Consider the following 12,987-nt stretch of genomic DNA (forward strand, 5'->3'; position numbering starts at 1 on the left):
GCGCACTAGGCCGGGACCACGGACAGTCAGGAGATGCTGACCCCCAGCGCCTTCCATTCGCGCAGCGCTTGCGCGTCGCGCGGCGAAACGTCGGGATATTCGCGATCCTCGCCGACCGTGGGCAGGATCTTCCACGAGCGCGCGCATTTGGTGCCGACCGCCTTCTCGACCACGACGGCAACGCCGGGCACGGCATCGAGGCGGAAGGCATTGGCCGGCGCCTCGCCCTCGCGCACCTCGTAGTTCGAGGTGATGCAGACTTCGGCGAGGTCGATGTCGAACAGGGTTGCCAACATCTGCCGGTCGGCGACGTAGATCACCGGCGATGCCTCGAGCGAGGAGCCGATCCGCTTGGCGGCGCGTTCGAGCTCGAGTGCGCCGGTGACGACGCGGCGGACGTTGCGGATCGTCTCCCACTTTGCGGCGAGGGCGTCGTCGCGGAACCGCTCGAGACCTTCGGGGAACAGCGTGAGGTGCACCGATGGCTCCGCGTTCGGCCGGTACATCCGCCAGGCTTCGTCGGTGGTGAAGCTCAGGATCGGCGCCAGCCATTTCAGGATCGCGTCGCACAGCAGGTCGATCGTGGTCAGCGCCGCCTTGCGCGCCACCGAGGACGGCGGATCGCAATACAGCGTGTCCTTGCGGATATCGAAATAGAACGCCGACAGCTCGGAGTTCATGAAGGCCGCGAGGCTGGCGACCACGGTCTTGTAGTCGAACTCCGCATAGGCCTTGCGGATGGTCTCGGCGTGCCCGGCCAATTCGTGCAGCATCAGCCGCTCGAGCTCGGGCATCTCGGCAAATCCGACCTTCTCGCTCGGCTTGAAGTGATGCAGCGTGCCGAGCATCCAGCGGATCGAGTTGCGCAGCTTGCGGTAGGTCTCGATGGTGTTCTTCAGGATCTCCGGGCCGATGCGCTGGTCATCGGCATAGTCGGTGGCGCAAACCCACAGCCGCAGGATATCCGCGCCGGAATCCTTGATCACCTTCTGCGGCTCGACCGTGTTGCCGAGCGACTTCGACATCTTGCGGCCGTTCTCGTCGAGCGTGAAGCCGTGGGTGAGCACGATGTCGTACGGCGCGCGCCCGCGCGTGCCGGCGCTTTCCAGCAGCGAGGAGTGGAACCAGCCGCGATGCTGGTCCGAGCCTTCCAGATACATCACGGTGTCGTCGCCACCATCGATCTTGCGAACGATGTTGCCGAGCTGCGGGAAGTTCTGGCGGTCTTCCAGCACGAAGGCGTGCGTCGAACCGGAATCGAACCAGACGTCGCAGATGTCGTCGACCTTCTTCCAGTTCTCCGACGCGCGGGCCCCGAGGAAGCGCTCGCGGGCGCCGTCCATGTACCAGGCGTCGGCGCCTTCTTCCATGAACGCCTCGGCGATGCGCTGGTTGACGACCTCGTCCTGCAGGATCTCGGCCGAGCCGTCGCTGTTCTCGCGCACGAACACGGCGATCGGCACGCCCCAGGCGCGCTGCCGCGAGATCACCCAGTCCGGACGGTTGGCGATCATGCCGTTGATGCGGTTCTCGCCGGCCGGCGGTACCCATTGCGTGACCGAGATCGCGTGCAGGGCGCGGGCGCGCAGCGTGTCGCCCTTCTTCGCATGGCCGTTCTCCGCGACGTCCTTGTCCATCGCGATGAACCATTGCGGCGTGTTGCGGAAGATCACCGGCTTCTTGGAGCGCCAGGAATGCGGATACTGATGCTTGAGGCGGCCGCGCGCCAGCAGCTTGCCGGCCTCGATCAGCGCCTTGATCACGGCCTCGTTGGCGTCGCCCTTTTCGCCCTTGTCGTTGATCACGCGCTTTCCGGTGAAGCCCGGCGCCTGTGCGGTGTAGGCGCCGTTCTCGTCGACCGTGTAGGGGATCGCAGTCGGGATGCCGCGCGCGTCGAGCTCGCGGGTGTTGGCGGTCCAGACGTCGAAGTCCTCGCGGCCGTGGCTCGGCGCGGTGTGGACGAAGCCGGTGCCGGTGTCGTCGGTGACATGCTCGCCGGCGAGCAGCGGCACGGTGAACTCGTAGCCGCCACCGAACCCGCGCAGCGGATGGGCGCATTCCACGGCGTCGAGCGTGTCGCCGGGGATATCGCGGACCTTCTCATAGGCCGTGACGCGCGCCTGCTTGAACACCTCGGCGGCAAGCGCATCGGCCAGGATCAGGAGATCGCCCGTCTTCGCCCAATTGTCCGCAGGCGCATCCGTGACCTTGTAGAGACCGTAGGCGATCTTCGGCGAGAACGAGATCGCGCGGTTACCCGGCAGCGTCCACGGCGTGGTGGTCCAGATCACGACCGAGGCATTGGCCAGCACGCCATGCGCCGGCGAGGTGACCGGGAATTTCACCCACACCATGTCGGAGGTGTAGTCCTCGTATTCGACCTCGGCTTCGGCAAGCGCGGTCTTCTCGACCACGCTCCACATCACGGGTTTCGAGCCGCGATAGAGCGTGCCGTTGGCGGCGAATTTCATCAGCTCGCGGGCGATCGCAGCTTCCGCCGGATAGCTCATGGTCTGATAGGGGTGGTCCCAGTCGCCGATGATGCCGAGCCGCTTGAACTCCTCGCGCTGCACGTTGATCCAGTGCGTCGCATAGGCGCGGCATTCCTTGCGGAAAGCGACCATCGCGGCGGAGTCGCGGAAGTCGGGCTTCTGCTTGCCCTTGGAGCGGTAGTTCTCCTCCTCGATCTTCCATTCGATCGGCAGGCCGTGGCAATCCCAGCCCGGCACATAGTTGGAGTCGAAGCCGAGCATTTGTTGGCTCTTGGTCACGACGTCCTTGAGGATCTTGTTCAGCGCGTGCCCGATATGGATGTTGCCGTTGGCGTAGGGCGGGCCGTCATGCAGCACGAATTTGGCGCGGCCCTCGGCTTCCTGACGGAGCTTGGTGTAGAGGCCGATGTCGTTCCAGTATTTCAGGATTTCCGGCTCGCGCTGGGGCAGGCCGGCGCGCATCGGGAATTCCGTCTGCGGCAGGTAAAGGGTCTTGGAATAGTCGTTGGCGTCGGTCTTTTGCGGCTTGTCGGACATGAAGGCTCTGATTTGGCAGGTGAGGGCGCGGATACGCGATCAATCGCGGGTGAAACGGCGAAAGTCCCGGTCTTGCGCCGAGCCTTCAGGCTCAGGCGGAAGCCGGGCCGCTAATCCGTATGATGCGCCGCGAAAACATGGGGTTTCCATAGCAGCCGGGCAGGGAAATCGCAAAGCCCCCCGCCGCCGGCAAATCCGGACCGCCGGGGTGTTCTAGGCCTGCCGCGGCCGGGCCGGATTTCCGGCCACGATGGCGCCCGGGGCGACGTCCCGGGTGACCACGCTGCCGGCCCCGACCAGCGCGCCGTCGCCGATCGTGACGCCGGGCAGGATGATGGCACCCCCGCCGATCCAGACGTCGCTACCGATCCGGATCGGGCGGCCGAATTCCAGCCCGGCGCGCCGGGTCGCGGCGTCGCGCGGGTGGTCGGCGGTATAGATCTGCACCGCGGGCCCGATCTGGGTGCGATCGCCGATCGCGACCTCGACCACGTCGAGGATGACGCAATTGAAGTTCAGGAACACGCCGTCGCCGAGGCTGATATTGCTGCCGTAGTCGCAGAAGAACGGCGGGCGGATCACGGCATCGTTGCCGACCCTGCGGAAGCGCTCGGCGAGCAGCGCGTGCAGCTCGCTTGCGGAAGAGGCGCCTGACGCGTTGTAGCGCGTCATCCAATGTTCCGCCGCGGTATGGTCGGCGGCGAGCTCGGCATCGGGGCGATACAGTTCGCCCGCCAGCATCTTCTGCTTCTCAGTCCTGTTCAACCAATCGCTCCGAGCTGCGGGAACGCATCGGGTGCCGCGGCCAGCACCGCGCGCGCCTTGGCGCTGTCGTCGTCCATCTGGCGGATCAACGCCTCGATGGTGTCGAATTTCAGCTCTTCGCGAATGAAACCGATGAATGCGACATCAAGGACCGTGTCGTAGAGATCGCCCTTGAAGTCGAACAGGAACACTTCGAGCAGCGGCGCGCCGTTGTCGAAGGTCGGACGCCGCCCGAAGCTTGCGACCCCGTCGAAACGTTGCGAGCCCTTGCCGACCCGCACCGCATAGATGCCGTGCTTCAGGCCGCAATGCTTGTCGAGGCGGATGTTGGCGGTGGGGTAGCCGAGGTCGCGGCCGCGCTTCTCGCCGTGGATCACCTTGCCGGTGACGAACCACGGTCCGCCCAGCATCGTGGTGGCGTCAGTGACCTGGCCCTCGGCGAGCGCCATGCGGATGGCGCTGGAGGAAACCGGACGCTCCTCGATATCGACATGGGCCTGCACATCGACCTCGATGCCGAGCCGCGGCGCTTCGCTGACCAGCAGGCTCGGCGAGCCGACCCGGCCCTTGCCGAAATGGAAGTCGTAGCCGACCGCGATCCCGCTGATGCCGAGCCGGTCAATCAGGTCATGATGAATGAAGTCCTGTGCCGTGGTGCCGGCGCGCGCCTTGTCGAAGGTCATGACGACCGCGCCGGCAAGCCCCGTGGCCGCGAGCAGCCGCAGCTTGTTGGTCTCGTCCGTGAGGCGGAATTGCGGGGTGTTCGGGCTGAAGAAGGAGCGCGGATGCGGCTCGAAGGTGACGGCCAACGCGGGCACGCCATGTGCCTTGCCCATCGCGAGCGCCGCGCCGATCACGGCGCGGTGACCGAGATGGACGCCATCGAAATTTCCCATCGCGACCACGGCGCCCTTCGGAATGGCGCTGGCGGGGGTGTTGTCGCGGATAACGGTAAAGCCGGTGCTCATTTCAGGGATTCTTCAAGGATTCTTAAGGATGATTGTTGCGGGCCGGACCGTGACGCGGCGGCGGCGTGGAAGTCAAGCGTAGCGAAAATCGCGTCAAATCCGTAACAATCCGGATTCAGCCGGTTAACGCGCTGTTTAACGCCTGCTGTTAGTCGTTGGCGGAAAGCTGCGTTTGCGCAGAAGCCAGTTGCGTCAGTTGTTTTGGGGGAAAAGATGGCGGTTGATTTGTCCATGCCGGTTCTGGTGGTTGATGACTACAGCACCATGATCCGCATCATCCGGAATCTTCTCAAGCAGCTTGGATTCGAGAATATCGACGATGCCTCCGACGGCTCTGCGGCGCTGAACAAGATGCGCGGCAAGAAGTATGGCCTGGTGATTTCCGACTGGAACATGGAGCCGATGACCGGCTACGACCTGCTCAAGGAAGTCCGCGCCGATCCCAACCTCGCGACCACGCCCTTCATCATGATCACGGCGGAGTCCAAGACCGAGAACGTGATCGCGGCCAAGAAGGCCGGCGTGAACAATTACATCGTCAAGCCGTTCAACGCCGCCACGCTGAAGACCAAGATCGAGGCGGTCTTCCCGGATATGGCGACGGCGTAAGACGCCCGTTCATCGCGCCAACTGAATATCTCGTCATGCCCGGGCAGAAGCGCGAAGCGCGTCTTCGCGCTAGAGCATTTTCCGACCGGAATGAATCGGGTGGGGATTCCCAAAACGGCGCGAGTCAGATTCAAGCTGCATGCTGGCGAGGGAGGCCAGCATGTATGGCCAGGGTGCTTTCGGTTGATCTTCGTCAAAGGGTGATAGCCGCGATTGACGGTGGCATGTCCTGTCGACAGGCTGCTGAGCGCTTTGGTGTCAGCGCGGCCAGTGCGATCCGCTGGCGCGGTCGCCTCAAGGAAGTTGGCGACATCGTTCCTAAACGCCAGGGCGGTGACCGCAAATCGCAGCGCATCGAAGCGCATTCGCAATTGATTCTGGAGGCAGTGACAGCGAAGCCGGATATCACGCTCGCCGAGTTGCGAGAACTGTTGAAACGTCGTGGAATATCGACCGGCATCGCGTCGCTCTGGCGTTTTTTCCAGCGCAGAAAGATCACACTTAAAAAAAGACAGCGCACGCCGCCGAGCAACGGCGCGGCGATATAAATGCCGCGCGTGAGGAGTGGTTCGAAGGGCAAATCGATCTTGACCCTGAGCGTCTCGTCTTCATCGACGAAACCAGCGCCAACACCAAAATGGCGCGGCTTTACGGCCGCTCGCCACGCGGCGAGCGATGTCGTGCAGCTATCCCACACGGACATTGGAAGACGACGACATTCACCGCTGGATTGCGCTCCGACGGTCTGATCGCGCCGCTTGTTCTGGACGGTCCAATGGATGGCGACGCTTTCCTGGCCTACGTCGAGCAATTGCTCGCCCCATCGCTGCGGCCGGGCGATACCGTTATCATGGACAACTTGCCCGCTCACAAGGTCCATGGCGTTCGAGAGGCCATCCGGGCGGTCGGAGCAAGCCTGCTCTATCTTCCGCCCTACAGTCCAGACTTCAACCCGATCGAAATGGCCTTCTCTAAACTGAAAGCCCTGTTGCGGGCCGCCGCAGCGCGCACCATGCCCGATCTCTGGCAAGCAATCGCCAACGCTCTCAAGCGCTTCTCACCCGAGGAATGCCAAAATTATCTCGTCGCGGCTGGTTACGACGCAACGTGATCGGAAAATGCTCTAGATGTCCCGGGCATTTGCGTCAAATGCCAATGCGATAGTCCTGCCGGGAGGGTGTGCCTGCACGATTTCGGAATATTGGAAGAATGTCCCTGAGTTGCCCGACGTGTCAAGTCGCCGGGTCGACCGTCAGCCGCCGGCGGCTACTTTGCATGGGGTTGTTTTCGATATTTTGGCTGTGAAGCGCCGCTACCACTTCAGGTCGCGCATCAGCGCGCGCGGCGGATGGCCGAACAATTCCTTCACCGAGGCCTGATCGAGCTGCTCGATGCCCTCGAACTGATCGGAATGGATGCCGCGGGTGACGAACAGCAGATCGATGCCGAAGCCATGGGCGCCGGTGAGGTCGGTGCGCACGGAATCGCCGATCGCGAGCACGCGGCTGAGTTCGGTCGGACGCCCGCGGCGCTCAGTGGCCAGCGCCATGGCGCGTTCATAGATCGGCCGGTGCGGCTTGCCGTAGAAGATCACCTCGCCGCCGAGTTCGCGATAGAGTTCGGCGACCGCGCCGGCGCAATAGATCAGCCGGTCGCCGCGTTCGACCACGATGTCGGGATTGGCGCAGATCAGCGTGAGCTTGCGCTCGAGTGCCTTCAACAGCGTGTCGCGATAGTCTTCGGCGGACTCGGTCTCGTCGTCGAACAGGCCGGTGCAGATGATGTAGTCGGCCTGCTCCAGCGGCACCATGGTGGCGTCGAGGCCGCGATGGATCGAACTGTCGCGCTCTGGGCCGATCCAGAAGATCTTCTGGCCGGGATGATCAGAAACAAAATGACGCGTCAGGTCGCCCGAGGAGACGATCGCGTCATAGGTCTCGTCGGCGACGCCGAGCTTGCGCAACTGCCGCTGCACGGAATCGGCCGGCCGCGGCGCGTTGGTGATCAGGATGACGGTGCCGCCCTGCTGGCGGAAGGTGTGCAGCGCCGCGCAGGCCTCGGGAAAGGATTCGAGGCCGTTGTGCACGACGCCCCAGATGTCCGACAGCACGACGTCGACGCCGTCGACGAGATCGCGCAGCCGCTCCACAAAACGCAGCGTCATGAGGCGAACCGTTGGTTAGTTCGGACCGAGCGCGCGGCGCGCCAGCGCAGCGCTGCCGGTGGTGCGCGGTGGCGCTGCGGGGCTGGAGACGGGTGCGGAAGTGCTGGCGCCATTGAGGTCCTGGGGCTTGGTCTGTGCAGTCTCGGCGGTAGCAGATGCCCCTTCCGGCCGCAACGGCCGCGGCGGGGCGAACAGGAAGCCCTGGCCGAACCGGACATCGAAGTCGAGCAAATCGACCACCGAGCGCTCGCCCTCGATCCGTTCGGCGATCAGGTCGATCCCGTAGCGGCCGAGCAGGTCGGACAGATCGGAGGGATGGATATCGGTGGTCGCGCTCTGCCTGGCGTCGAGCAGCAGCGCGGCCGGCACCTTGATGAAGCGGACGCCGCGATCGGCGAGCTCGCGCGGCTCGAGGCGGAGGTCGCTGACATGGTCGATCGAGAAGCGGTAGCCGCGCTGCGCCAGCGCTGCGAGGTTCTCGCTTTCGACCGGGCCGAGATTGCGGAAGGTCGCCTGCTTGAACTCGAGCACGAAGGACGGCGCCAGCGCGCGGTTGGCCTCGAGGAAATCGAGGCATTGGGTGAAATGCGCCGGGTTGGACAACGTCGCCGACGCCACGTTGCAGAACACGCCGACATCCTTGCTGCGGATCATCAGGCGTCGCAGCACCTGGACGCAGCGAAGCATCACCATGTGGTCGATACGTCAGAGGTCCGCGGCGGCGATCCAGAACACCTCGCCCTCGGAGTCCTCGGTGTCGAGCCAGAGCAGCGGCAGGTTCGGATAGGCGGCCTCGAGATTGTCGCGGCCGCGGCCGATCTCGCAGAGCAGGCCGCCCTGCGGGGTCAGATGTTGCCTGGCCTCGTCGAGCAGGCGGCGGACGATATCGAGCCCGTCGGCGCCGCCGTCGAACGCGATCTTCGGCTCGGCGCGGCACTCGCGCGGCAGCGCCGCCATGCCTCTAGCGTCGACATAGGGCGGGTTCGAGATGATGAGATCGTAGCGCCGGACGCCGAGCGGCTTGAACAGGTCGCCGCGATGGAGCGTCAGGCGATCATCGAGGCCGTAGTCGGCGACGTTGCGCGCGGCGACTTCCAGCGCATCCTTCGAAATATCCACCGCGTCGACCGCGGCGTTGGCGAAATGCCGGGCGGCCAAAATCGCAAGGCAGCCGGAGCCGGTGCAGAGGTCGAGCACGCTTTCGACGTCGGCGGGATCACCGATCAATGAGGTGCCGTCCTCATCGCCGCCGAAATGCGAGTCCAGCAATTCACCGATGAAGGAGCGCGGCACGATGGTGCGCTCGTCGACATAGAACGGCAGGCCGCGCATATAGACCTTGTTGACGAGATAAGCGGCCGGCTTTCGCGTCGCGATCCGCCGCTCGATCAGGTCGAGGATCTGCCTGCCTTCGGCAACGGTGACGCGCGCGTTGGCAAAGCTCTCGAACTGGTCGGGGTGCAGGTGCAGCGTCTCGCAGATCAGGAATGCGGCCTCGGCCACCGGATCGGTGGTGCCGTGCGCGAACACGAGCTTTGCCGCGTTGAAGCGGCTGACCGCGTAGCGCAGGAAATCGAACAGGGTGTGAAGCTCGCCGGCGCCGACCTTGGGTGCTTTCTTGGGCGCTTTCGGCGCGGCGGGGCCGCGCCTGGCCGGCACCTTGCTGCGCTTGGCCATCAGGATTTGGTCCAGCGCGCGGTGGCCGCATCGTCATGGTCGCGCGCCTCGATCCAGCCGGTGCCGCGCGCGCTTTCCTCGCGCTTCCAGAACGGTGCGTTGGTCTTGAGGTAGTCCATCAGGAACTCGGCTGCCTCGAACGCGGCCTGCCGGTGCGCCGAGGCGGTCACGACCAGCACGATGTTCTCGCCCGGCGCGATGCGGCCGAAGCGATGGATGACGGTGAGGCCCTGCAACGGCCAGCGCGACAGTGCCTCGTCGGCATGGCGCGCAATCTCGGCTTCCGCCATGCCAGGGTAATGCTCGAGCGTCAGCGCCGTGATCGGCTCGCCCTGTTCGCTGCCGCGGCAGATGCCGCTGAAGCTGACCACCGCGCCGACATCGGTGCGGCCCTTGCTCAACTCCGCAATCTCCCGCGCGACATCGAAGTCGGCTTCCTGGATGCGGATGGTCGCTGCGACAGCCATGATGAGATTTAGCCGCCGGTCATCGGCGGGAAGAACGCGATCTCGCGGGCGCCGGAGATCGCTGCGTCCGATTTGACGTGGGCGTGGTCGATCGCGGCGCGGATCACCGCGGGCTTCTCGAAGGCATAGGCGTAGGCATCGTCGCGCGCGGCAAGCCAGCCGATCAGGTCGCCGACGGTGCGCACCTCGGCCGGCGGCTCGATGACCTCTTCGGCCTTGCCGACGCGTTCACGGACCCAGGCGAAATATTTCAGCTTCATCCCTCATCCTCCTTGATGAGGTGATGGATGCCGGCGCGGAAGTAATCCCAGCCGGTGTAGATGGTGAAGATCGCCGACATCCAAAGCAACACGATGCCGATCAGGGTGGTCGCCGGAACGACCTGCTCGCCCGCTTCGCCGGCGATCAGGAAACCGATCGCCACCAGCTGGATAGTCGTCTTCCATTTCGCAAGCTTGGTGACGGGAACGCTGACCCGCAGTCCTGCGAGATATTCGCGCAAGCCCGAGACCAGGATCTCGCGGCACAGGATCACGATCGCTGCCCACAGCGTCCAGCCATGGATCGAGTTGTCGGCGGCCAGCATCAACAGGCTGGAGGCGACCAGAAGCTTGTCGGCGATTGGATCGAGCATCCGGCCGAACGCCGACTGCTGGTCCCACATCCGGGCGTAGTAACCGTCGAGATAATCGGTGATCCCCGCTGCGATGAATACCGCCAGCGCCACCCAGCGCAGCCAAAGCGGGCCGTCCAGGATCGATTGCCAGTAGACGCAGCCGATCACCACCGGGATGGCGGCGATCCGGGCATAGGTCAGGATATTCGGGAGGGACAAGGTCTTGGGCTGTCCCCGGGTCGTGGCGATGTTCATCCGTTCTACCAATACCGCTGAAGCAAGAAGGTCAACCGTGCGCAGGCCAAAGCGCGGTGAGATTACGCCGAATCCTCATGGCACTTTAGCTCCTTGTTTATGCATGATCTCCGCGCAAACGCCTCGCGTTTGTCGCGAGGGAACATTGCCCGCATCATGCCCCAGATGCCCCGTCGCAGGCGACGCCCTGATGACTCGTCTTTCGTTTAACCCGGCTGGGCGTAGAAAAACTCGAAAATCTTGCGGGCGCTCTCGGCGCTGACGCCGGGAACCTTGCCGAGGTCGGCGATCGAGGCCCGCTCGATCTCCTTGAGAGTTCCGAAGTGGTGCAGCAGGGCACGTTTGCGCGATGGGCCGATGCCGGGAATCTCCTGCAGGCCGGCCTCGCGGATGTCCTTTTTGCGCAGCTTGCGGTGCGAGCCGATCACGAAGCGGTGGGCCTCGTCGCGCAGCCGCTGGATGAAATAGAGCACCGGGTCCCGCGGCTCCAGCTTGATGGCCTCGCGGTCAGGCATGAACAGGGTTTCGCGCCCGGCATCGCGCTCCGGTCCCTTGGCCACCGCCATCAGCGAGACCTGGGTCAGCCCGAGATTCTGGAAAATTTCCCTGACCGCGTTGAGCTGGCCGCGGCCGCCGTCGATGATGACGAGGTCGGGCCATTGCGGGAACGAATCGTCGTCCGCCTTGTCGTTTTCCTTGGCTCTGGCGGCCTCGCCCTCCGGCGGCTTCAGCAGCCGCTTGAAGCGGCGCTCCAGCACCTCGCGCATCATCCCATAGTCGTCGCCCGGCGTCAGACCCTCGGACTTGATGTTGAACTTGCGGTACTGGTTCTTCATGAAGCCGTCGGGGCCGGCCACGATCATTGCGCCGACCGCGTTGGTGCCCTGGATGTGGCTGTTGTCGTAGACCTCGATGCGCTTTGGCGTATGCGGCAGGCCAAGCGTGGTAACCATACCCTCGAGCAGCCGGCTTTGCGTCGCGGTGTCGGCGAGCTTGCGGCCGAGCGCCTCGCGCGCGTTGGTGAGCGCGTGGCCGATCAGTTCCTTCTTCTCGCCGCGCTTGGGCACGGAGACCTCGACCTTGGATCCGGCCTTGACCGACAGCGCGTCGGCGAGCAACGCGCTTTCCTCGATCTCGTGCGACAGCAGGATAAGCTTCGGCGGCGGTTTGTCATCGTAGAATTGCGCGAGGAACGAGGACAACACCTCCTCGGGCGTAAAGCTCTTCTCGGCCCGCGGGAAATAGGCGCGGTTGCCCCAGTTCTGGCCGGTGCGGAAGAAGAACACCTCGACGCAGGAATAGCCGCCTTCCTGATGGATCGCGAACACATCGGCCTCTTCGACCGTGCGCGGGTTGATGCCCTGCTGCGACTGGATCGCCGACAGCGCCGCGAGACGGTCGCGGTACAGTGCCGCGGTCTCGAATTCGAGCTCGCCGGAGGCCTTCTCCATCTCGGCCGCGAGCAACTCCTTCACGGCGTGGCTGCGGCCGGAGAGGAATTCGGTCGCCTCGCGGACCAGCTCGCTGTAGCCGGGGAAATCGATCTCGCGCGTGCAGGGGCCGGCACAACGCTTGATCTGATAGAGCAGGCAGGGCCGGGTGCGGCTTTCGAAGAAGCCGTCGGTGCAGGAGCGGATCAGGAAGGCGCGCTGCAGCGCCGTGATGGTGCGGTTGACCGCGCCGGCGTTGGCGAACGGACCGAAATAGCGTCCGGGCCGCGACTGCGCACCGCGATGCTTGAGGATTTGCGGCGCCCAGTGATCGCCTGATATCAGGATATAGGGAAACGACTTGTCGTCGCGCAGCTGCACATTGAAGCGCGGGCGAAGCTGCTTGATCAGATTGGCTTCGAGCAGCAGTGCTTCGGTCTCGGTCGTGGTCGAGACGATCTCGACATGCGTGGTTGCTGCGATCATGCGCAGGATCCGCGCCGGCAGCGGCGCGTTGGCCCGCGCATAGGACGACAGCCGCTTTTTGACGTTCTTCGCCTTGCCGACATAGAGCACGTCGTTGGCGGCGTTGAGCATGCGGTAGACGCCTGGCGAGGTCGGGGCGAGGCGAACCGCGTTCTCGATCGCGGCATGCCCGACCGAGAGCGTCCCCTCGGCAACCGCCTCGGTGGCGTCGTCGGAAGCGTCCGGCAGACGCGCCTCATCCTCCTCCTCGGCTGCGGAGGTTTCCGGATCGACGTCGCTCGTGTCGAGCGTCAGATCGTCCTGCGGCAGGTCGGACTTTGAACCGCGCCGTGGCTTCGGGGCCGGCGTCGGGCGTTCGGGAGAATCGTGAACCATGGGCCGTAAATTAAGCGCTTGGGCGACCGCTCGCCAGCGTTGGCGGCGCCGGAAAAACAAGCCCGATCGCAGGAGGTTACGGACCCCGCGGGCCGACCCGGGCGGGTGGGTAACACATTGTTAAGATTGATGAGCGCCGCGGTAAC

General features: G+C 64.5%; 11 protein-coding genes and 1 pseudogene. 2 read left to right on the plus strand and 10 right to left on the minus strand.

Annotated elements, in window-relative coordinates:
• Positions 1–26: 26 nt before the first annotated feature.
• The 3 genes from ileS to HAP54_RS21240 all read right to left on the minus strand — a co-directional run bounded on the left by ileS (position 27) and on the right by HAP54_RS21240 (position 4,762).
• Complete coding sequence (gene ileS / locus HAP54_RS21230; protein ID WP_166303546.1) at positions 27–3,029, minus strand: isoleucine--tRNA ligase; 3,003 nt, start codon at positions 3,027–3,029, stop codon at positions 27–29.
• Positions 3,030–3,242: 213 nt separating this feature from the next.
• Complete coding sequence (locus HAP54_RS21235) at positions 3,243–3,794, minus strand: sugar O-acetyltransferase (RefSeq protein ID WP_166303549.1); 552 nt, start codon at positions 3,792–3,794, stop codon at positions 3,243–3,245.
• Positions 3,791–4,762, minus strand: a complete 972-nt coding sequence (locus tag HAP54_RS21240) for a bifunctional riboflavin kinase/FAD synthetase (protein WP_166303552.1) — start codon at positions 4,760–4,762, stop codon at positions 3,791–3,793. The genes HAP54_RS21235 and HAP54_RS21240 overlap by 4 nt, the downstream gene beginning before the upstream one ends.
• Before the next feature lie 213 nt (positions 4,763–4,975).
• Between HAP54_RS21240 and HAP54_RS21245 the strand changes: the two genes are divergently transcribed.
• Both HAP54_RS21245 and HAP54_RS21250 read left to right on the plus strand, forming a co-directional pair.
• Positions 4,976–5,371 (plus strand): response regulator, encoded by a 396-nt coding sequence (locus HAP54_RS21245; protein ID WP_016844467.1) that lies wholly within the window; start codon positions 4,976–4,978, stop codon positions 5,369–5,371.
• Between the two features lie 164 nt (positions 5,372–5,535).
• Positions 5,536–6,482, plus strand: a protein-coding gene (locus HAP54_RS21250) for an IS630 family transposase (RefSeq protein WP_166303555.1) whose coding sequence is annotated in 2 segments (ribosomal slippage) — positions 5,536–5,875 and positions 5,875–6,482 — 948 coding nt in all. Because the reading frame shifts where the segments join, the coding sequence is not laid out codon by codon here.
• 201 nt (positions 6,483–6,683) lie between these two features.
• On the opposite strand, the gene HAP54_RS21255 is transcribed toward HAP54_RS21250, so the two are convergent.
• The 7 genes and pseudogenes from HAP54_RS21255 to uvrC form a co-directional block, all read right to left on the minus strand.
• Complete coding sequence (locus HAP54_RS21255; RefSeq protein WP_029081934.1) at positions 6,684–7,535, minus strand: TIGR01459 family HAD-type hydrolase; 852 nt, start codon at positions 7,533–7,535, stop codon at positions 6,684–6,686.
• A 15-nt stretch (positions 7,536–7,550) separates the two neighbouring features.
• Positions 7,551–8,240 (minus strand): annotated as a pseudogene (locus HAP54_RS21260) (EAL domain-containing protein); the annotation flags it as partial.
• Positions 8,241–9,212 (minus strand): 50S ribosomal protein L3 N(5)-glutamine methyltransferase, encoded by a 972-nt coding sequence (gene prmB, locus HAP54_RS21265; protein ID WP_166303558.1) that lies wholly within the window; start codon positions 9,210–9,212, stop codon positions 8,241–8,243.
• On the minus strand, positions 9,212–9,679 hold the full coding sequence (locus tag HAP54_RS21270; RefSeq protein ID WP_166303561.1) for a molybdenum cofactor biosynthesis protein MoaE: 468 nt from the start codon (positions 9,677–9,679) through the stop codon (positions 9,212–9,214). Before HAP54_RS21270 ends, prmB begins: the two co-directional genes overlap by 1 nt.
• A gap of 8 nt (positions 9,680–9,687) precedes the next feature.
• Positions 9,688–9,939, minus strand: coding sequence for a molybdopterin converting factor subunit 1 (gene moaD, locus HAP54_RS21275; RefSeq protein WP_166303564.1), 252 nt, complete (start codon positions 9,937–9,939; stop codon positions 9,688–9,690).
• Positions 9,936–10,550: a CDP-diacylglycerol--glycerol-3-phosphate 3-phosphatidyltransferase gene (pgsA, locus tag HAP54_RS21280; protein ID WP_029081939.1), complete on the minus strand. Its 615-nt coding sequence runs from the start codon at positions 10,548–10,550 to the stop codon at positions 9,936–9,938. Before pgsA ends, moaD begins: the two co-directional genes overlap by 4 nt.
• A gap of 206 nt (positions 10,551–10,756) precedes the next feature.
• Positions 10,757–12,841: an excinuclease ABC subunit UvrC gene (uvrC, locus tag HAP54_RS21285; protein ID WP_166303567.1), complete on the minus strand. Its 2,085-nt coding sequence runs from the start codon at positions 12,839–12,841 to the stop codon at positions 10,757–10,759.
• Positions 12,842–12,987 lie beyond the last annotated feature (146 nt).

The organism is Bradyrhizobium sp. 2S1, from assembly GCF_011516625.5.
GTDB classification, from domain to species: Bacteria; Pseudomonadota; Alphaproteobacteria; order Rhizobiales; family Xanthobacteraceae; genus Bradyrhizobium; species Bradyrhizobium septentrionale.